Source organism: Pseudomonas sp. OV226 (assembly GCF_003148705.1).
GTDB lineage: Bacteria > Pseudomonadota > Gammaproteobacteria > Pseudomonadales > Pseudomonadaceae > Aquipseudomonas.
Window position 1 is genome coordinate 12,652 of record NZ_QGGS01000036.1, and the last position, 21,009, is coordinate 33,660.

Sequence of the window (21,009 nt, forward strand, 5' to 3'; positions counted from 1 at the left end):
CCGGAAGTCGAATGCAACCGTGTGCATCACGGGGCATTGAGCCAACGCTAAAAAGGACCAGGAACCCCCAACCATGATGGCGACAAAAATAATCCCGCCCGCCGACGGCGCCTATGCCTATCCCTTGCTGATCAAACAGCTCTTGCTGTCCGGTGTGCGCTACGAGCCGGGCCGGGAAATCGTGTATGCCGACAAACTGCGCTACAGCTACCAGACGCTCAACAAGCGTATCCGCCGGCTGGCCAATGCCCTGACGGCGGCCGGCGTCAAGGCTGGCGACACCGTGGCATTGCTCGACTGGGACAGCCATCGCTACCTGGAGTGCTTCTTCGCCGTGCCGATGATCGGCGCGGTGCTGCACACGGTGAACATCCGTCTTTCGCCGGATCAGGTGCTCTTCACCATGAACCACGCCGAAGATGATGTGGTGCTGGTGCATGATGATTTCCTGCCGTTGCTGGAGCCGATCCAGGACAAACTCACCACCGTCAAACGCTACGTGCAATTGACGGACGATTCGGCGACCGATACCTCATTACCGGTGTTGGGCGAGTATGAGCACCTGCTGTCCCAGGCCTCAGACCAGTACGACTTCCCCGATTTCGACGAGAACTCGGTGGCGACGCTGTTCTACACCACCGGCACCACCGGCGACCCGAAAGGGGTGTATTTCACCCATCGCCAATTGGTCTTGCACACGTTGAATGCCGTCGCCACGCTGGGCGTTTATCAAGGCCAGCCGCTGCTGCGTTCCGATGACGTGTACATGCCCATCACACCGATGTTTCACGTGCATGCGTGGGGTGTGCCGTATGTCGCGACACTGATGGGCATCAAGCAGGTCTATCCCGGCCGCTACGAACCCAACAGCCTGGTCAAACTCTTCCGCGAAGAAAAGGTCACGTTCTCCCACTGCGTACCGACCATTTTGCAAATGATCCTGAACTGCGAGGCGGCCAAACAGACCCGTTTCGACGGTTGGAAAATGCTCCTGGGCGGCAGCGCGTTGACCCTGGGGATTGCCAGCGAGGCGAGCGCCAAAGGGATTGCGGTGCACTGCGGTTACGGCATGTCGGAAACCTGCCCACTGCTGTGCCTGACTTACCTGCGTGAAGACGACCTTGCGCAATCCACCGAGGAGCAACTGGCCATCCGCATCAAGACCGGGACACCGGTGCCGATGGTCGACCTGAAAATCATCGATGCCAGTGGCAACGACGTTGTCCATGACGGCGAGTCCCTTGGGGAAATCGTGGTCCGCGCGCCCTGGCTGACCCAAGGCTATTTGCATGAGCCCGAAAAGGGTGCCGAGCTGTGGCAGGGCGGTTGGCTGCACACCGGCGACATGGCTTCCATCGACCCGTTGGGCGGGGTGGAAATCAAAGACCGAATCAAGGATGTGATCAAGACCGGGGGCGAGTGGATCAGCTCCCTGGAGCTGGAGAGCCTGATCAGCGAGCACGAGGCGGTGATGTCCGTCGCGGTCGTCGGCATTGTCGATGAACAGTGGGGCGAACGGCCCATGGCGCTGGTGGTGTGCGAACCGGGGCAGTATCTGGATCGTAAAATCCTTGAAGCGCATCTTCAAGGCTTTGTCGAGAGTGGCCGCATCAACAAATGGGCGATCCCCAAGCAGTTCAAGTTCGTGGCTGAAATCCCCAAGACCAGTGTGGGGAAAATCAACAAGAAGCTCATTCGCGAACACGCGTTGGCTGAAGGTTGAGGCCACCGGGAGTTGGCTGGACGCGGACTTCCCGGGGTAGTAAATGAACGTGGCGTGAGGGCAACCTCACGCCACGTTTTTGTTTGTGCCTGTCTGGCGTTTTGTGAGGGCGAATTAGAGATTTGCCCTACGGCCATTGCCTACTTCCCTGACTTCTTTCCGGTTTGATCCCCGGCAAAGTCTCGCGCGCCCATTTTCTGCGCGAGGGATTGCTGATGTTCGACCCGATTTTCCACTCCACTTCATACCGTTCGGTGCGTTGATGGCGCACATCGCCCGCATCGAGCAGGAGCTCGACCGTTTTCCGGACACCTTGTCTCTCTACCGTGAACAGCTGAAACGCGGGTATGGCCAAGCGGCAGACCAAGCCAGTCACATTGCTGATTTGCCTTCGCTGATGGGTATGGAACGGATCGTCCGATTCGGCAACACCATCACCACGGTGAGCAGTGGCGACGACGAGTTTTTCTCTACCGTCGTGCAATGCCAGAAGGGCGGAAAGCTAGAAATCGAGAGCAAGTTTGAATCGGTTTATGACGTTCCCGTGGGGAATATTCAGGTCGATGTAATTGCCATGGATGGCGGCAAGATCACACCGGTCAAGCTCGATGAAAATGGCAAAGGGACTTTCACGGGGGAAGCGGGCAAGTTCTATCGCATCCACGTCAACGACGAAGTAACACCGCAGCAAGTCGATGATCTTTTCTCTTCTTACGACGGTCTGACCGCAGAACTGGGGGGTTGGTTACGCAAAGAATGGGAAGGGTTTAAGCCGCAGTGGTCGCAGTCGACTTTTGCGGCTGCCGGGAATGGATTGCTGGCGGGAGGATGGGCCGCGGTCATGGGGGTTTGGGATGGCCTGAGCCTTGTCTTTGACATCCTCAAAAATCCAGGCGCTCACCTTGAAAAGCTTGGCAGCGGTGCGCAGCACCTCATCGATCTGGCGAAGCAATCTCCTGCAGCGATGGAAAAAGCCATGCTGCTGGCCAGTGATGAAGCGGCGCTTTGTCTGCTGTTTCGCGCTGCCAGTCTGTGGTTGTCGGCGTTACCACCCAGTGAAGTGGCAGGTAAGGCGGCAGAGCTGAGACCTATCAAGTGGAGTTCGAGTTGGTACTTCCCGACAACGATGTTGTCGCTGCGGCAGAGGAGCCACTCCCTACACTCATAGAAATGATAGGTAACGGATTTTCATGCGCGCTTTATGGGTATTTGGATGGGAGCGTGTTTCGATCTTTCGTTGATTTTTCGGATCAGGACATTCACTACGACCATCCTCATCTGAACGGACAATTTGTAAAAATTCAGGTGGATCGAATAGACGTGTCTTTCTGATGGCAATTGCGAAATTTCTGGGCAAGCTCGTCGGAAGTTTCCTTCAACTCGTATCGATTTCCATGAACTGGTGCAGGTCGGCCCTCATCGATAGTCTTTCACCTGTCGCTGCAAATTCAGTGACAGGGTGTGGAAGCCCTTCTATCGTTAGGCGCGTCACGCGCCACCAGTTCGGCGTGTTTTATCGTCTGTGTTTTATGGTGGCTGTGCGCGGGGCGCTTTCGAGTGCGCCGGGTGCCTAACGTCCCGGTCTTCCACACCTGCGTACAGCCGCCACCTATTGCGTGGAAGTGATTTTTGGCGGCTTCTATCCATACGTTAGGACTTAAATCGATGAAAACTCTGACACCCGACCCACCCTACGAAAAACCAATCCCCCACCCCGACAACCGCTTCATGGCCCTCACCGGCAACTGCACCGACATGCCCACGCTGTTCGTCGATACCCACGCGCCGCTCGATGTTTTATACGAAGCCGCCAACTATCGAATTCGCGCCGTCACGCAGGTGCTGGAGAACATTTCGATGCGAGGTTCGGTTGAGTGCGAATCCTTCATCCTCAGCGACTTCGCGTTGCTCTGCGCCATTCCATTGCGCGATGGCTGTGATGTGCTGGATGTAGTGGGGCGGCGATTGCGGGCACGGACCTCTGAGGTTTAGAAATTGAGGATCAGGCTCAACAATCGGGCTGCCTGATCTGGCCTCTTCGCGAGCAGGCTCGCTCCCACAGTTGATCGCATTCCAATGTGGGAGCGAGCCTGCTCGCGATGGCGTCGGAAAATTCAGCGATGCCCTGCAAGCAATGAATCCTCTTTTTCTGGCGCAGGGGCAGACCAAGCACTAACAACCGACTGCAAAAACTGCTGCGACAACTCAGGTTTATCCAGCGCCCTGGCAATGAGCATTGCGCCGGCTATCGATGCCAGGATTCGCAGCGACTCCTTGTACTTCTCCTCATGGTTTTCGCCTTCGACAAGCACCATCAGCGTTTCGATCAAACGCTCGACGCCTTTGGTGAACGAGCTGCTGACCGTGCTGCCTGTTCGGGCGACGTCAGCGGCCAGTGCGGGGATGGGGCAGCCTTCGGTCCAGTTGTCCATGTGGCTTTGCGTCAGGTAGCCCTCAATCAGCGCCGGGATGGATTTAGCGTTTTGCCAATCCTGGATGTTGGACTCGAACGTGCGGCTGACGGCTTCTGAAGCCAGCTGTTCCTTGCCCCCTGGAAACTGTCCGTAGAAGCCGCCGTGGGTCAGGCCGACTGAACGCGACAGTTCGCCGATGCCGATCCCGTCGATGCCTTTTTCCCGGTACAAGCGGGACGCGGCAGTGAGGATCGCCTCTTTGTTGGCTGCTGCCTGGTCTTTCGTGACTTTCATGAACGGCTCCTGTCGCCGAACGGGCCTTGCCAAGGCCACGTGTCGCTGAGATGTTGTTATTTATTATGTTCGTCATATAAGATCGCCGCAATGGCTTTGTCGGTGTCAGCGAATGTCTGGCGACTCCCGAGCCGGTGGCTCATGCCACAACACTCTACGTGGGCTGATCTATGCAGCGTAATGATCTTCGCAGTATCGATTTGAATCTGCTGGTGGTTTTCGAAGCGCTTATGCAGGAGCGCAGTGTCAGCCGTGCCGCGAAGAAACTGTCGCTCGGACAACCGGCGGTCAGCGGGTCCCTGGTGAGATTGCGAAGGCTGTTCAACGACCCGTTGTTTGAGCGCCACGGACGCACCATGGTGCCCACCGCGCGGGCGTTGTGTGCGGCGCAGACGCTGGGGCCAGCGCTGGATTCTGTGTGTCATGCGCTGGCGAATAACAAGGCTTGAACCGGGGTAAGTCTCTTTTTTTGCCTTTAAACATGACGACCATCATTTAAGTTGATACCCAACTTCACTCCGTTCAATTCGTCGATACCTCGCGCGAGGTCGAGAATCCGGAAATTCCTAAACCGTCTGGCGGACACCCCCCATGGAACAGTCACTGAAACCTTTGCGTTATCCCCTTGCTGTGTTGGCTCTGACGGTCCTCACCGCGTGTGATCGAACACCCAACGCCGCTCAGGCTCCGGGAGCGCCGCACGTCACCGTCGCCAAAGTGCTTGAGCAACCCATCACTGAATGGGATGAAGTGACTGCCCGGCTGGAAGCACCGGAAACCGTTGAGGTCCGCCCACGGGTTTCCGGTCAGATCGAACGTGTTGCCTTTACCGACGGTGTGCTGGTGAAGAAAGGCGATTTGCTGTTCCAGATTGACCCGCGTCCGTTCGAACACGAAGTCCATCGTATCGAAGCGCAGCTGCAACAGGCTCGCGCCACGCTGGTTCGCACCGGTAATGAAGCGCAGCGTGGTCAGCGTCTGTTGAACAGCAACGCCATTTCCGCCGAGCTGGCTGACACCCGCACCACCACCGCGCAAGAAGCCAAGGCCGGTGTCGATGCCATTCAGGCGCAGTTGGATCTTGCACGCCTGAACCTCAGTTTCACCCGCGTCACCGCCCCGATTTCCGGCCGTGTCAGCCGTGCGGAAATCACCGCTGGCAACATCGTGACCGCCGACACCACACCCCTGACCAGCGTGGTCTCCACCGACAAGGTCTATGCCTATTTCGATGCAGACGAACGCTTGTTCCTCAAATACAGCCAGCTCTCGCGCCAAGGGCAACGCAGTCAAACCACCCCCGTGTACATGGGCCTGTCGAACGAGGAGGGTAACAGCCACCTCGGACAAATGAGCTTCGTCGACAACCGGGTCAATCCCAAGACCGGCACCATTCGTGGTCGCGCGGTGTTCGACAATGCTGACGGCCAATACACCCCGGGCTTGTATGCCCGGTTGAAGCTGGTGGGCAGCGCAGCCTATGCCGGCCTGCTGATCAAGGACGAAGCGGTGGGCACCGACCTGGGCAAGAAGTTCGTGCTGGTGATCGATCAGGACAACAAGGCCGTGTACCGCAGCGTCGATCTTGGGCCGAAGCTCGAAGGTTTGCGCATCGTGCGCAGCGGCTTGCAGAAAGAGGACCGCATCGTCATCAACGGCCTGCAACGGGTTCGCCCTGGCGCTGTGGTCGCCCCGCAGGATGCGCCGATGGCCGATGCGGAAACCGTCGCGACCCTGAACCGTCAACGTCAGGCCATCGAGGCGGGCAATCAACCTGCCGCTCCGTCCTCGATCTCAGACAAATCACCGGCGCTGGTGAAAACGGATGCGTCCGTTTCACCTCGCGGATAAGAGAACACCGCCATGAAATTCTCTCAGTTCTTTATCACGCGGCCGATCTTCGCGGCGGTGCTGTCGCTGCTGATCCTGATCGCCGGGGTGATCTCGCTGTTCCAGCTACCGATCAGCGAATACCCCGAAGTGGTGCCGCCGACGGTGGTCGTGCATGCCAACTACCCGGGGGCCAACCCCAAGGTCATCGGTGAAACCGTTGCGGCGCCGCTCGAACAAGCCATCACCGGCGTCGAGAACATGCTGTACATGTCCTCGCAGTCCACCGCTGACGGCAGACTGACGCTCACCGTGACGTTCGCATTGGGCACTGACCTGGACAACGCTCAGGTCCAGGTACAAAACCGTGTGACCCGCACCGAGCCCAAGTTGCCCGAGGAAGTCACGCGCATCGGTATCACGGTCGACAAGGCTTCTCCCGAGCTGACTTTGCTGGTGCATCTGGTCTCGCCGGACAAGCGCTACGACATGCTCTACCTGTCCAATTACGCGATCCTCAACGTCAAGGATGAGCTGGCGCGCCTGGACGGTATTGGTGACGTGAAGATGTTCGGTATCGGCGACTACTCGCTGCGAATCTGGCTTGACCCTCAGAAAACCTCGTCGCGCAATCTCACCGCTATCGATGTGGTCAACGCGGTACGCGAGCAGAACCGTCAGGTCGCGGCCGGGCAACTGGGGTCACCGCCCGCGCCCAATGCCACAAGTTTCCAGATGTCGATCAACTCTCAGGGTCGGTTGGTCACCGAAGAAGAGTTCGAAAACGTCATCGTCCGCGCAGGCAGTAACGGTGAAATTACCCGCCTCAAAGACATCGCCCGGGTCGAGCTTGGTTCCAACCAATACGCGTTGCGCGCCTTCCTCAACAACCAGGAAGCGGTGGCGATGCCGATCTTCCAGCGCCCGGGCTCCAATGCCATCGACATCTCCGACCAGGTGCGGGCGAAGATGGCCGAGTTGAAGAAAAACTTCCCGGAAGGCATGGACTACGAGATCGTCTACGACCCGACCATCTTCGTGCGCAGCTCGATTGAAGCCGTGGTTCATACCCTGTTTGAAGCACTGATCCTCGTGGTGCTGGTGGTGATTCTGTTCCTGCAAACCTGGCGCGCCTCGATCATTCCACTGGTCGCGGTACCGGTGTCGTTGATCGGCACATTCGCCGTGATGCACTTGCTCGGATTCTCGCTCAACGCCCTGTCGCTGTTCGGTCTGGTACTGGCCATCGGGATCGTCGTCGACGATGCGATCGTGGTGGTGGAGAACGTCGAGCGCAACATCGAGTCGGGGCTTGAACCGATCGAGGCGACCAAAAAAGCCATGGGCGAGGTGACGGGGCCGATCATCGCCACGGCCTTGGTGTTGTGCGCGGTGTTCGTACCGGCAGCGTTTATTTCCGGCTTGACCGGACAGTTCTATAAACAGTTCGCGTTGACCATTGCCATTTCGACGGTGATCTCCGCGTTCAACTCCCTGACCTTGTCGCCCGCATTGGCTGCGGTCCTGCTCAAGGCCCACGGCGCGCCAAAAGACCGTTTCTCCCGGGTGCTGGATCGTGTGCTCGGTGGCTGGTTGTTCAAACCGTTCAACCGGTTCTTCGACAAGGCCAGTCACGGCTATGTGGTTGCCGTGGCCAAAATCATCCGCGGCAGCAGTGTGGCCTTGCTGGTTTACGCCGGACTGATCGCGATGACGTACTTGGGCTTCAGCACGACCCCGACCGGTTTCGTGCCGACCCAGGATAAAAAATACCTGGTGACCTTTGCGCAATTGCCAGACGCGGCCAGCCTTGATCGCACCGAGTCGGTGATCCGTCGCATGAGCACCATCGCGATGAACGAGCCGGGTTTCGACAGCGCCGTGGCCTTCCCGGGTTTGTCGATCAACGGTTTCACCAACAGCCCCAACGCCGGTATCGCGTTCATCGGCTTGCGGCCCTTCGATGAACGCAAGGATCCGAGCCTGTCTGCCGGGGCGATTTCTGCTTCATTGAACGCCAAGTTCGGCAGCATCCAGGACGCTTACATTGCGGTGTTTCCGCCACCACCGGTTCAAGGCCTGGGCACTATTGGCGGGTTCCGCCTGCAGATCGAAGACCGGGGCAACCTGGGTTATGACGAGCTGTACAAAGAAACCATGAACATCATCACCAAGAGTCGCAGCGTGCCGGAGCTGGCCAACCTGTTCACCAGCTACACGGTCAATGTGCCGCAAGTCGAGGCGGCCATCGACCGAGAAAAAGCCAAGACCCACGGTGTCGCGATCAGTGAAATTTTCGACACGTTGCAGGTCTATCTCGGGTCGCTGTATGCCAACGACTTCAACCGTTTCGGTCGTACCTATCAGGTCAACGTTCAGGCCGAGCAGCAGTTCCGTCAGGAACCCGAGCAAATCGGTCAGCTGAAAGTGCGCAATGACCGCGGCGAGATGATCCCGTTGGCCACTTTCGTCAACGTCAGCCCGACGTCCGGGCCGGATCGGGTCTCGCACTACAACGGTTTCGTCACCGCGGAAATCAACGGCAGCGCAGCCCCTGGCTACAGCTCCGGTCAGGCGCAAGCCGCGATTGAAAAGCTGCTCAAGGAAGAACTGCCCAATGGCATGACCTACGAGTGGACCGACCTGACCTTCCAGCAGATTTTGTCGGGCAATACGGCGCTGCTGGTGTTCCCGCTCTGCGTGCTGTTGGCGTTCCTGGTACTGGCTGCGTTGTATGAAAGCTGGAGCCTGCCGCTGGCGGTGATCCTGATCGTCCCGATGACCCTGCTGTCGGCGATTGCCGGGGTGATCATTTCCAAGGGCGACAACAACATCTTCACCCAGATCGGCTTGATCGTACTGGTAGGCCTGGCCTGCAAGAACGCGATTCTGATTGTCGAGTTCGCCAAGGACAGACAAGAGCAAGGCATGTCGCCGTTGGAGGCTGTCCTGGATGCTTGCCGCATGCGTCTGCGGCCGATTCTGATGACCTCGTTCGCGTTCATCATGGGGGTGATCCCGCTGGTGACGTCCACCGGTGCCGGTTCGGAAATGCGCCGGGCCATGGGGGTGGCGGTGTTCTCCGGGATGCTCGGTGTGACGTTCTTCGGATTGCTGCTGACCCCGGTTTTCTTTGTCCTGATTCGTCGCTACATCGAGCGCAAAAAAGCGCGCCAAGTCACCCATGTCCACCCGGCAAACGCTTCGAATTCGGAGGCACACTGATGAATGCTTCAACGCTTTTTTTACCCGGTCTTCTGGTCGCTGCGCTCGCCGCCTGCACGGTTGGCCCCGATTACAAAACACCTGACACGGCACCTGCGAATGTCGTCTCGGCACAGACCAGCAACTATGATCAAACTCATTTTGAGACGGTGTGGTGGCGTCAGTTTGACGACCCCACACTCAACCAACTGGTGAGCAAGTCCCTTGAGGGCAACCGCAATCTGCGGGTCGCTTTCGCTCGCTGGAAAGCAGCCCGTGCGATTCGTGATGACATCAGCAACGACAACTTGCCGGTCGTCACCAGCCGCGTGAGCAGCCATCAGGGCAAGGCACAAGTGCCAGGGCAGACCGAAAACCGCGTCAATACCGAGCGTTATGACCTGGGCCTGGACATGGCGTGGGAAGTCGATCTGTTTGGCCGGATCCAGCGTCAACTGGAGTCCAGCGACGCTCAGGAAGACGCCGTGGCCGCCGACCTGTATCAACTTCGCGTGACCATGATTGCCGAGTTGGTCGATGCCTATGGGCAGTTACGGGGCGCGCAACTGCGGGAAAAAATAGCCTTGGCCAACCTCAAAAATCAGCATGACTCGCGCACTGTGACAGTCAGCCTGCGTGATGCCGGGGTGGGCAATGAACTCGACGTGGTGCGTGCCGATGCCCGGTTGGCTGCTGTCGAGGCGACGGTGCCGCAACTGCAAGCGGAGCAGGTGCGGCAGAAAAACCGCATCGCCACGCTCTTGGGCGAGCGCCCGGATACATTGAGCGTGTCGTTGGAGCCGGCCGACTTGCCAGCGATCGCCAAAGCACTGCCGATTGGCAATCCCGCCGAGTTACTGCGCCGGCGTCCTGATGTCCTTGCCGCCGAGCGCAGACTGGCGTCCGCCACGGCGGATATCGGCGTGGCCACCGCCGATTTGTTCCCTCGGGTCAGCTTGAGCGGGTTTCTCGGTTTCACCGCGAGTCGCGGTTCGCAAATAGGTTCCAGTGCCGCCCGGGCATGGGGACTGGGCCCGAGCATTACCTGGGCGGCCTTTGATCTGGGCAGTGTGCGAGCGCGCATTCGCGGTGCCAATGCCAACGCAGAAGGCGCCTTGGCCACTTATGAGCAGCAAGTGCTGCTGGCGCTGGAAGAATCTGAAAATGCGTTCAGCGACTATGGCAAACGCCAACAACGCTTGCTCTCGTTGATCAAGCAAAGCGAGTCGAGCCGTGCAGCGGCGGACCTGGCGGCGATCCAGTACCAGGAAGGGACGGTGGACTACCTGGTTTTGCTGGATGCACAGCGCGAGCGACTCAATGCCGAGGATGCTCAGGCGCTGGGTGAGACTGAACAGTATCGAGGGATCGTCGCTATCTACAAATCGTTGGGCGGTGGTTGGGACAGCGGTGAAAACAAGGTCGCGCGACTGGATTGAGTGGCCCGACTCCCTGGGCAGTGGCAGGCAAAGGTGAGGGCGCGCGGAGTGGTCACCAACCGGTTGGTGCCACTCCTCGCCAAACAATCACTGTCAGAGCGAGTAACCAGGTGCCTGTCCGAGATGATTGTCCTGAGCGCCAGCCATCAAGTGCATTGGAATGTGAGGTTGTTCTTCCAGGGAGGGGACTTCGAAGCTCCCCACAATTTGAACGTGCCGCTCACTCACCGCGATCGACTCTACTGCCTGTGCTTTTGCCATTCTCGCGTGGTTCGCTGCGATTTCACTGAGGGTTGACACGTTAAATCTCCGGTGACTCACCAAGCGTTTCGCTGGGGTCCTTAAGCGTTAATTGGATGGCCGTTGCGTCAGAATTACGTCGTTTCTGGGATGCCAGATCGGCCTTTGCAAACCCCAAGCCAGAACTCTGGCGCGTTGAGCGCCAGGTTTCCCTATGCGACGAATGGTTGTAAACACTCGGTAACTTGCCCCGACGCGGCTGCAAACGAGGCCTTACTACCCTGTCTCGCACCATCAAAGAGTGACCTCAAAATCAACGATGGCACCTGCGGCAAATACATAGGAGCGGGGAGTGGGGATGTACTCCTCTTTCTCTTCCTTTTTCTTCAGCAACACCCCGGAAGCATCGCAATAAATGACTTCATCGTGCTCGTTTACGCCGCGAATGATGAATGTGTATTCAAAACCCGGATCAACCTCTATGCCGGCAGTCATCGGCACGCGCTCGACATCACGCCAAAAGTACTTCGCGAGACGTTGCAAGACGTTTTGTTGACGAATCACACCCATTAATCGTTGAGGCGTGGTGCCATCGACCACCGGTGTTGATTGTTGTGTAATTTCCACGATTCTTTCCGCAAGATTCCGGTGTACTTTCAAGGCGACCCAAGCCTTGGTCTTTGGCGGCTTCGGCGCGATGTTTTCAGCCTTGCGATTTTGTCGCAAGTTCAGGGCGACCATCAGTGAGTTGACGCTTGCACTACCACCGGCAAGTACGAGTGCCGTCAGGAATCGTGTTTCAAAACTGGATGTTACCTGCGAAATATAGATGTTCATCAGGTCGGCAACGAAGTCGATATTGAAACTTTTAATGATGAGATAAGCAGCAAGAAACATCACGACCGTGCGAACGCCGCGTCCATCAAAGAACTCCAGGAAGACTCGCCAGTTGAACACCACGGCGAATGCCGATTCGAGTATCACTGCCAATATGAGCATTGCAAAAAGAAGCCGCGTTGTCTTGCCGATCAATGCGGGGTCTTGCGCAGTCGGAGTATTGGTAATTTCGAACAGGTTGGTTTTTGACGTTTCGCCTTGCTTAAAAGTGATGGGCACTTCGCCTGTTGAAGGAGGCGGGTTCGCGGCGGTATAGATCAGAACCCAGTAATTGCTGGGTGTGCCTGTGGTGAGTACCCGTGCACCTGCAGGTGCTGTGCCCTCAATTTTGATCTCTTCGTTGCCTTGCGCCACGATGATCGTGGCGCCGGGTTGTACAAACAAGCGGGCGACTTCAGCCTTTGCGGGCATGGCGATCGCCAGCCATGCGAGCAATGACAAGACGATTGCCGACAGCCAGTGATACTTGAAGTTCGTTGCTGTTAAGTGGGTGGTCCACATCGATACTGCTCCTTCTTAGTTGAGGGGGACTCATGCAGCATCGAGCGCTAACCCGGTTCATGCGAACGCTGATGAAAATATAATCGCAAGTGGTGAATTAGCAAATTATGCGCAGGGATATAAACGTCGGTGTAAAGGTAACTTATCACTTGCTTTTCAATAATTTGCTGGTAATAGAACGCATAGCGAAATTTCATATGCCTTTCTTTGACATCAATCACTAAGCGCTCTTGACTGGTAGTCAATTGCCAATGGCTGATCCGAAGCCCGGCCACTTATATTGAGTTATGGCTCTGTTCCCAGTTGGCAGTTTCTCGCGTTGTTGAATTTATACGGTTAGTCAGACAAGGAGATCGAGGGTGGACAAGTCCGACTACGCACCACCGGCCATGCGCAAACTGCGGGTGTATGCATTCGACCCACAAGCCTCGACTCAAATGGACACGGTGCGGATCAACCACGCCACCATCGAATTGCCATGGGAGCAGCGTTGGGAACCCGATATCTTGCCGGGGCCGGTGAACGAGTACCTGGAGGTCATTGATGTCGATCCTACCAGCGGCCAGTTCTACAAACCGGTTAACTTGAATGACCCGCATGTGTTGGCCCAGGATGGCATCGCGCCTTCGGAGGGCGACCCGCGTTTCCATCAGCAAATGGTCTTCGCCGTTGCGATGAAAACCATCAAATTGTTCGAGCGGGCATTGGGGCGCAAAGTGTTCTGGTCACCCAGAGCTATCGAGGATAAGCGGACAAAGAAGCTGACCTACGGCTATGTCCGCCGGTTACGTATTTATCCTCACGCCTTACGCGAAGCGAATGCCTACTACAGCCCGGCAAAAAAGGCGTTGTTGTTCGGTTACTTCAAGGCATCACTGAGCAACGCCGGGGTGAACTTGCCGGGTGGCTGGATATTCACGGCGTTGTCCCACGATATTGTCGCGCATGAAACCACGCACGCCATTCTGGATGGCTTGCACCGTCGTTACATCGAATCCACCAGCGTTGATAGCCTGGCGTTTCACGAAGCCTTCGCCGACATCGTTGCACTGTTGATGCATTTTACGTTGCCGGAAGTGGTGTCCAGTCAGTTGGCCGCGCGCCGTGGGGATCTGACCGAGCGTTCCTGGTTGAGCGGCCTGGCCCGTCAGTTCGGCGAGGCGTCGGGGCGCTACTCGGCATTGCGCGATGCAATCGACGAAAAGGGCAAGGACGGCTTGCCTGACCCTACGCGGCTTGCACAATTGAGCGAGCCCCATGAACGCGGCGCGATACTGGTCGCCGCTGTGTTCGACGCATTCATCACCATTTACGAGCAACGTACGACCGATCTTTTTCGGCTGGCAGGGCATGACAAGGCATCGACGGCCAACCTGTCGACCGAATTGATCGCACGCCTGACCCGCGAAGCTGTGAAGGCTGCCGATCATGTCCTGAGGATGTGCATTCGTGCATTGGACTATTTGCCACCCGTGGATGTGCACTTCGGCGAGTTTCTGCGGGCCATTGTCACAGCTGATAACGACCTTGTACCGGACGACCGCATGCACTATCGCCTGGCAGTTATCCAGGCGTTCCGTCGACGCGGCATTTTTCCGGACAAATGCTTATCACTGGCGCCGGACAGTTTGCTCTGGGAATCATTGAAGGGTTATCAGACAGAAGAGCTTTCCCTGACCGCCGATGACCTGCTGGCCTTTCAGGCACCGCCCAAATCCAATTGGCCAGGTGGCTCACTTGATTTAACGCCGCAGTACCTGCGGGGCAATGCATTTCTCCAGTCCGAGCATAATCGTCAAGTGGTGTGGAACTGGCTGATGGAAGAGTCAGACCATGACGCTGAATGGGAGAAGGTCTTGGGGATTTTCTTCATGGCCCATCCCGACGCAACCAAGAAGCAAGGGGCGTTGTTTGTAGGATGGGATGGTGTTCAACCTGCCGTGGAGGTGCATTCGGTCCGCACCTGTCGCAGGGCCGGGCCGGACGGGCAGGACCTTCGGCAACTGGTCGTGGAAATTACCCAGCGCCGTCGCGGTTACTTCGACAGCGCGCAACAACTCAAGGAAGACCAGCAAGCCCCGCGCAAGGATGATCGCCGTTCCTATGACTTCACGTTCCGAGGGGGCGCGACACTGATCATTGACCTGCGTGATGGCACCCTGCGCTATGTCATCCGCAAGCGCATCGATGACGATGAACGTCTGGATGCCCAGAGGCGCTTCCTGCAAACCGGCAACGACTCTCTGACCATGACTTATCGAGAACCGCGCGCGGACGATAACCCCTTTGCCATGACCCACCGTGGAGTCTGACGCCATGACCAATGCAGATTTGCAGGGCAAGGTGGCGATTCGCATGTACCGCGGGATTTTGGGCGACTGCTTTCTGCTTCGCTATCTGGCCGCCGGGATCACCCGCCACATCTTGATCGACTGCGGTGTGCTTCAAGGGGTGACGGGGGCCAAACAGACAATGACGCGTATTGTCGACGACCTTCAAAAAACCACTGGCGGCTTGCTCGACCTGGTGGTGGTAACCCACGAGCATCACGATCACACGAGCGGCTTCCTGTATGAGCAAGCGCGCTTTTTTGGTGATGATTTTCGCATCGGTGAACTCTGGCTGGCCTGGACCGAGAACTCGAATGATTCCCAGGCCGTCGCACTGCACGCCCGATTCAAAAAGGCGAAAGTGGCGTTGGCGGGTGTCGTCGGCCTTAGCGGGCGTGGCACCCCATTGCACCAGGATGCACGAATCCAGACAGTGCATGGCCTGTCGGCCTTCATCGACCCGCTGGCCAGTAAAGAAAAAGACAAGCGCACAACCATCGAGAAACTCAAGGACAAGGCCGGATCGAAAGTGACCCGGTACCTGGAACCCGGTGATGTTGTGCGACCCGCCGCCATCGACGCGCTCAAGGCGTATGTCATGGGGCCACCGCGATCCGAAGAGCGCTTGCGCAAGGATTTGCCGAGCAAGGGGGCAGGGAAAGAGGTGTACATGACCAGCCTGGATGAGGCCATGGCGCTGGAGGAACGCACGCTGCGACTCAAAGGCGAGGTTCCGGACAATGTCGACTCACCCTTCGCGCCGCCTTATCAGCGACCTTTCTCCAGGGTCGCAGATGAAACGGATACCCATGGCGGGGGGGATGAAGAGTCGAGCAGCGTCGAGCAGCGCTATTTTGGCAGCGTTGACCAATGGCGCTGCATTGAGGACGAATGGCTGGACGGCGCGGAAACCCTGGCCCTGAAAATGGATTCGGACACCAACAACACCAGTCTGGTCCTGGCGTTCGAGTTGCCGGACGGCCAGATCCTGCTCTTTCCGGGCGATGCCCAGGTGGGCAACTGGCTGTCCTGGGGCGACCAGACTTACCCCAAAGACGCTATGTCAGGGAAGCCTCTGCCGCTGACCCGAGACGACATCCTCGCTCGGGTCACGCTTTACAAAGTCGGCCACCATTGCAGCCATAACGCCACTGCTCGTGCCGCAGGATTGGAAAAGATGAATGATTCCAGGTTGGTGGCGATGATCCCGGTGGTCGCCGATGTGGCGAAAGGCAATGACTGGAATATGCCTTACCCGGATCTCCTGAGTGCCTTGCAGCAACGTACCAGACAGCGGATCGTTTCCGGGGATGGAAACCCTGCAAGCGAAATCAAGGCCTTCGCCAACTCACCGACGGATCCGGCTAACCCGGTCACGTTAAGTTATGCGCCCGATGAGTTGTGGGTGGAGTTATTGATCCCGTACTGAATTCACCTCACCCCGACCAATGACCAACAGGTACAGGAGGTAGCGATGTCTTCGTATACAGTGACGGCCAGTACCCTCAACTTACGCAGCGAACCGAGTGTTGCACCGAAAAATCGACTGGCTACTTTGCCCCAAGGGCAAAAGGTCGAGAAGCTGGGAGTGCACAGTACCCAAACTGACTGGTGGCAGGTCAGCACGATGCTCAATGGTGTGTCGGTTACGGGGTATGTAAACAGTCAATACCTTGCGCCCGAAGGCGCCCCCGACAATCTCCCTGCCGCTACATCTATCAGTCCTGCTCACCTGACACCCAAACACCCAATACTGCGCTCAGCAGCCGAGGGGCGGGCGTTCCCCTTGAACGAAAACGGTATGCCATCTCGTGCGCAGGGCAGTGCAACGGAAAAAGTCCGGGACTTGCATCGCATCATCGAGTGGTTGGGGGTGGCCAGTAACCCGCGCTATACGAAGTCAAAAAGTGAAACTTACTGCAATATCTACGCTTACGACTTTTGCTGCCTTGCCGGGGTTTATCTGCCTCGTGTCTGGTGGACCCGCAAAGCCATTGCCGAACTCGCCAAAGGCAATCCTGTCGCGGTGCAGTACGAAAAGACTGTGAGCGAGTTAAGTGCAAACAGCTTGAACAATTGGTTTGAGGAGTTCGGCAGTGATTTTGGCTGGACGCGATCATTCGATATCAATGAGGTTCAAGAAGCTGCAAACGCTGGAAGTGTCTGTTTCATTTCAGGTCAGCGAGTTGACTTGAACCAATCGGGCCATATCTGTGCGGTCGTTCCAGAAACGGATGATCATCGCGCGCAGAGAAAAAACGGCGTGGTGGTGACCCCTTTGCAGAGTCAGGCAGGCAGCAACAATTTCAGCTATGGCGGGGTGGTCTGGTGGACGGCCAGCAAATTCAGGCGCTTTTCATTCTGGATTCATCCCTGAGCGTTTTCAGTATTGATATGCAAAAAAGGAATAAATAGATAATTATTTATTCCTTTTGTTGTTTGTGCGGGTGGTGCACTTTGAGGGCCTGCACCTTCGTACGCAGGTGCCCGACATCAGACAGGAAGCCTCAACATGACCATCAAAGCGATCAACGTCCGCAACCAGTTCAAAGGCGTCATCAAGGAAATCGTACAAGGCGAAGTGGTGTCCGAAATAGACGTGCAAACCGCCTCCGGAATCGTCACCTCAGTGATTACGACACGCTCGGTGCGCGATCTTGAATTGCAAGTGGGCAGCGAAGTGATTGCCTTCGTTAAATCCACCGAGGTCTCGATCGCCAAGCTCTGAATTCGTCAGCCAGTTCAGCCATCACGCACTTCGTAGCAGCAGGCTTCGCCAGCTGCTACGGATTGCGTCATTCCTTAACTTATCGGCATTGGCGTTTCCGTCACCCCGAGGTTTTCATGACGACACTTTTCAAGCGCTCCACGTTGACCTTATTGGCCACTTCCGTGGCGGCGATGAGTGCGTTACTCAGCCCCGTTGTTCAGGCCGAAGGCACCATCAGCATTGCCCAGCAATTTGGTATCGGTTACCTGATTCTGGATGTGGTCCGTGACCAGCAACTCATCGAGAAACAGGGCAAGGAGCAGGGTCTCGACATCAAGGTCGACTGGAGCAGTATTTCCGGGGCCACCGCGATGAACGAGGCGCTGCTGGCTGGCGCGCTGGATGTGGTGTCTGCGGGTGTCCCGCCGATGCTGACGATCTGGGATCGGACCAAGGGCAAACAAAACGTCAAGGCGATCGCTTCGCTGGGGTCGATGCCCAACTACCTGCTGACCAATAATCCGCAGGTTAAAACGCTCGAAGACTTCACTGAAAAGGATCGCATCGCCGTACCGGCAGCGGGTGTCGGTTTCCAGTCGCGCACCCTGCAGATTGAAACGGCCAGACAGTTTGGCGCGGACAACTTCAAAAAATTTGACGACATTTCGATCAGCCTGGCCCACCCGGACGCGACAGCGGCGCTGATCGCCGGCGGTTCGGAAATCAACGCGCATTTTTCCAGCCCGCCGTTCCAGTACCAGGAATTGCAGAGCCCCAACGTGCACAAAGTGCTGAGTTCCTACGACATATTGGGTGGCCAGGCCACGTTTAACGTGCTGTACACCACTGAAAAATTCCACGACGAGAACCCGAAAACCTACAAGGCGTTTTACGCCGCACTGGCCGAGGCCGAACAGATTATCAAGGCTGACAAGCCCGCAGCCGCGCAGACCTATATCCGCGTGGAGCAATCGAAACTATCCTTGCCATTGGTTGAGAAAATCGTCGCCGATCCGGAAATCGACTTTACCGTGGTGCCACAGCGAACCTATATCTACGCCGAGAAACTGCAGGCGTTGGGTGTGCTGAAAAACAAGGCTGATAGCTGGAAAGACTACTTCTTCGAGGAAGCACATGGCGGTGCAGGCAGTTGAGAGCAAACCGGACATCATGCAAGAACAGACCTACCAACGGCTGGACGTCGCCCACGGCAAACCGATCAAGCTCTGGACCGAAGGCGTCCCGGTTGAAGACGCCGCCAAACAGCAACTGATCAACACCGCCAGGATGCCGTTCATCTTCAAGCATCTGGCGGTCATGCCTGACGTGCATTTGGGCAAAGGCTCGACCATCGGCAGCGTCATTCCAACTCAAGGCGCGATCATTCCGGCCGCGGTCGGTGTGGACATCGGTTGCGGCATGATCGCCGCGTGCACGACGCTGACCGCCAGGGATTTACCCGACAACCTGCATGGTTTGCGTTGCGCCATCGAGAAAGCGGTGCCCCATGGCCGCACCGGTGGCCGTGGCGCTCGCGACAAAGGCGCCTGGGACAACGTGCCGAAACAGGCCGATCAGGCGTGGTCAGCACTGGCCTCGCGCTTCAAGGCGATCACCGACAAGTACCCGAAGCTCGCCCAGACCAACAACCGTGGGCATTTGGGCACATTGGGCAGCGGCAATCACTTCATCGAGGTGTGCCTGGATGAAACCGACCGCGTCTGGTTCATGTTGCACAGTGGTTCCCGAGGTGTCGGCAACGCCATTGGCAACCTGTTCATTCAACTGGCCCAGGCGGATATGCGCGAGCACCTCGCCAACCTGCCGGACCGCGACCTGGCGTACTTCAAGGAAGGCAGCCGGCACTTCAACGACTACGTCGAAGCGGTAGGCTGGGCACAGGATTTCGCCAGGCAAAATCGCGCGTTGATGATGCACGCGGTGATCCAGGTGACCCGGCAAGTGATCAAAAAACCTTTCGAGGCTGCGCTGGAAGCGGTGAACTGTCACCACAACTACGTGCAAAAAGAGCGGCACTTCGGCGAGGACATCCTGGTGACCCGCAAAGGGGCGGTGTCGGCGAAGAAGGGCGAGCTGGGGATTATTCCCGGGTCGATGGGCGCGAAAAGCTTCATCGTTCGCGGCCTCGGCAACGAGCAATCATTCTGTTCCTGCAGCCACGGTGCCGGCCGCACCATGAGCCGCACCCAGGCGAAAAACCGGTTCACCGTCGACGATCAGATTCGCGCCACCGCCCACGTGGAATGCCGCAAGGATGCTGCGGTCATCGATGAGATTCCGATGGCCTACAAGAACATCGACGACGTGATGCATGCCCAGCGCGAACTGGTCGAAGTGCTGCACACCTTGCGTCAGGTGGTCTGCGTCAAGGGCTGAGCACTTCGACTGATCGCCAGATCACTTGTACTTGATCACGATGCCTTTGAGTTTGCGTCCCTGAATCGTTTCAATGTCGCGGCTCCACAGCGGCCCGCTGACATAAGCGCCGACGGTTCCGATCTGGTCATAAACCACCACCACGGCATCACCGCCGAGCTTGGCGGTTTCTTCTTTCAGTTTTTCTTCGACTTGGGTAATCGGCGGGGCAGGGTCGATGCTGGCGTCGATCAATACTTCACCCAATCGAACAAACGGGCGAGCGGGCGCAGCACGCAGCACCACCACTTCGGCGGCCAGTGTCGGCGCGGGATGTTCCACACCGACATACGCGGTGGTTTGGGCATCAATCGTGGCGCAACCGTTGAGCGCCAGCAGGGCGCCGACAAGGCCGCCCGCCAGCAACGTCATTTTGCAGCGGGTGGACCAGGGGGTGACTGGGGCAGGCATAGCGGCTTTCCTCCGAACAATCCGTTGCCACGTGGCTAGTTGACGGTAGCAGACGGTCCGGGAGATGCCAGAAAGCCCAACCGCTACCGGCCGCGCTTTCTGATGCCTTGTCGTCTCACTGGTCTTTCTCGCAATTGACCATCCACGACACACCGAAGCGATCCACCAGCATGCCGAAACGCGCCGCCCAGAATGTCTTTTCCAGCGGCATCTGCACGTTGCCGTCTTCCGACAAGGCAGCGAAGACGCGTTCCGCTTCAGCGATGCTGTCGACATTCAATGAGATGGAACACCCGCTCATGTCCTCCGTGGGCCGGTCCGGGGTGGTGTCCGAGCCCATGATCGCCTGATCGCCAACCACCAGGCGGGTGTGAAGGATCAGGTCGTGGAGGTCTGTCGGCACGTGTTCGCCGGCCGGTGTTTCACCGAACGTCAACATGGCTTCGATTTCGCCGGGCAGGCTTTGCGCATAGAAAGTGAAGGCTGCTTTGCAGTTGCCATTGAAGATCAGGTAAGGATTGATTTTCATGTTTTACTCCCGGTCACGGAAGGAGGCGGAGGGTGGCGGACTCAGTGCCGG

At 57.4% G+C, this 21,009-nt stretch carries 17 protein-coding genes and 1 pseudogene; 13 read left to right on the forward strand and 5 right to left on the reverse strand.

Annotated elements, in window-relative coordinates; translation table 11 throughout:
* Positions 1 to 73 precede the first annotated feature (73 nt).
* From C7534_RS31055 to C7534_RS31065, 3 genes and pseudogenes are all read left to right on the forward strand, one after another.
* Positions 74 to 1,723, forward strand: a complete 1,650-nt coding sequence (locus C7534_RS31055) for a fatty acid--CoA ligase (protein ID WP_109788132.1) — start codon at positions 74 to 76, stop codon at positions 1,721 to 1,723.
* Between the two features lie 262 nt (positions 1,724 to 1,985).
* Positions 1,986 to 2,804, forward strand: a pseudogene (locus C7534_RS31060) (type IV secretion protein Rhs); the annotation flags it as partial.
* 584 nt (positions 2,805 to 3,388) lie between these two features.
* Positions 3,389 to 3,715 carry a hypothetical protein gene (locus C7534_RS31065; protein WP_109788133.1) on the forward strand — a complete coding sequence of 109 codons (327 nt, stop codon included), beginning with the start codon at positions 3,389 to 3,391 and terminating at the stop codon, positions 3,713 to 3,715.
* Positions 3,716 to 3,837: 122 nt separating this feature from the next.
* On the opposite strand, the gene C7534_RS31070 is transcribed toward C7534_RS31065, so the two are convergent.
* Positions 3,838 to 4,431, reverse strand: coding sequence for a TetR/AcrR family transcriptional regulator (locus C7534_RS31070; protein WP_109788134.1), 594 nt, complete (start codon positions 4,429 to 4,431; stop codon positions 3,838 to 3,840).
* Positions 4,432 to 4,601: 170 nt separating this feature from the next.
* Here C7534_RS31070 and C7534_RS31075 point away from each other — a divergent pair, with 170 nt between their 5' ends.
* From C7534_RS31075 to C7534_RS31090, 4 genes are all read left to right on the forward strand, one after another.
* Positions 4,602 to 4,880 carry a LysR family transcriptional regulator gene (locus C7534_RS31075; RefSeq protein WP_046028022.1) on the forward strand — a complete coding sequence of 93 codons (279 nt, stop codon included), beginning with the start codon at positions 4,602 to 4,604 and terminating at the stop codon, positions 4,878 to 4,880.
* Positions 4,881 to 5,022: 142 nt separating this feature from the next.
* Positions 5,023 to 6,282: a multidrug efflux RND transporter periplasmic adaptor subunit MexE gene (gene mexE, locus C7534_RS31080; protein WP_109788135.1), complete on the forward strand. Its 1,260-nt coding sequence runs from the start codon at positions 5,023 to 5,025 to the stop codon at positions 6,280 to 6,282.
* Positions 6,283 to 6,294: 12 nt separating this feature from the next.
* Entirely contained in the window at positions 6,295 to 9,486 is a 3,192-nt protein-coding gene (locus C7534_RS31085) for an efflux RND transporter permease subunit (RefSeq protein ID WP_109788136.1), read from the forward strand.
* Entirely contained in the window at positions 9,486 to 10,904 is a 1,419-nt protein-coding gene (locus C7534_RS31090) for an efflux transporter outer membrane subunit (RefSeq protein WP_109788137.1), read from the forward strand. Before C7534_RS31085 ends, C7534_RS31090 begins: the two co-directional genes overlap by 1 nt.
* Positions 10,905 to 10,997: 93 nt before the next feature.
* Here C7534_RS31090 and C7534_RS33040 read toward each other — a convergent pair whose 3' ends face one another.
* Together C7534_RS33040 and C7534_RS31100 are read right to left on the reverse strand one after the other, a co-directional pair.
* Positions 10,998 to 11,204, reverse strand: a complete 207-nt coding sequence (locus tag C7534_RS33040) for a hypothetical protein (RefSeq protein ID WP_109788138.1) — start codon at positions 11,202 to 11,204, stop codon at positions 10,998 to 11,000.
* A 234-nt stretch (positions 11,205 to 11,438) separates the two neighbouring features.
* Positions 11,439 to 12,542, reverse strand: a complete 1,104-nt coding sequence (locus tag C7534_RS31100; RefSeq protein WP_109788139.1) for a hypothetical protein — start codon at positions 12,540 to 12,542, stop codon at positions 11,439 to 11,441.
* A 359-nt stretch (positions 12,543 to 12,901) separates the two neighbouring features.
* Here C7534_RS31100 and C7534_RS31105 point away from each other — a divergent pair, with 359 nt between their 5' ends.
* From C7534_RS31105 to C7534_RS31130, 6 genes are all read left to right on the forward strand, one after another.
* Positions 12,902 to 14,854, forward strand: a complete 1,953-nt coding sequence (locus C7534_RS31105) for a hypothetical protein (RefSeq protein WP_109788140.1) — start codon at positions 12,902 to 12,904, stop codon at positions 14,852 to 14,854.
* A gap of 4 nt (positions 14,855 to 14,858) precedes the next feature.
* Positions 14,859 to 16,301 carry an MBL fold metallo-hydrolase gene (locus C7534_RS31110; protein ID WP_109788141.1) on the forward strand — a complete coding sequence of 481 codons (1,443 nt, stop codon included), beginning with the start codon at positions 14,859 to 14,861 and terminating at the stop codon, positions 16,299 to 16,301.
* A gap of 45 nt (positions 16,302 to 16,346) precedes the next feature.
* On the forward strand, positions 16,347 to 17,249 hold the full coding sequence (locus C7534_RS31115) for an SH3 domain-containing protein (protein ID WP_077430410.1): 903 nt from the start codon (positions 16,347 to 16,349) through the stop codon (positions 17,247 to 17,249).
* Positions 17,250 to 17,384: 135 nt separating this feature from the next.
* Positions 17,385 to 17,600, forward strand: a complete 216-nt coding sequence (locus C7534_RS31120; protein ID WP_046028014.1) for a TOBE domain-containing protein — start codon at positions 17,385 to 17,387, stop codon at positions 17,598 to 17,600.
* A gap of 116 nt (positions 17,601 to 17,716) precedes the next feature.
* Entirely contained in the window at positions 17,717 to 18,736 is a 1,020-nt protein-coding gene (locus C7534_RS31125; RefSeq protein WP_109788142.1) for an ABC transporter substrate-binding protein, read from the forward strand.
* Positions 18,737 to 18,752: 16 nt separating this feature from the next.
* A complete protein-coding gene (locus C7534_RS31130; RefSeq protein ID WP_109788148.1) occupies positions 18,753 to 19,979 on the forward strand; it encodes an RtcB family protein in 1,227 nt (408 codons plus the stop codon).
* A 21-nt stretch (positions 19,980 to 20,000) separates the two neighbouring features.
* On the opposite strand, the gene C7534_RS31135 is transcribed toward C7534_RS31130, so the two are convergent.
* Positions 20,001 to 20,429, reverse strand: a complete 429-nt coding sequence (locus tag C7534_RS31135) for a hypothetical protein (protein WP_046028012.1) — start codon at positions 20,427 to 20,429, stop codon at positions 20,001 to 20,003.
* 115 nt (positions 20,430 to 20,544) lie between these two features.
* Positions 20,545 to 20,958: a VOC family protein gene (locus C7534_RS31140; RefSeq protein WP_046028011.1), complete on the reverse strand. Its 414-nt coding sequence runs from the start codon at positions 20,956 to 20,958 to the stop codon at positions 20,545 to 20,547.
* Positions 20,959 to 21,009: the final 51 nt, after the last annotated feature.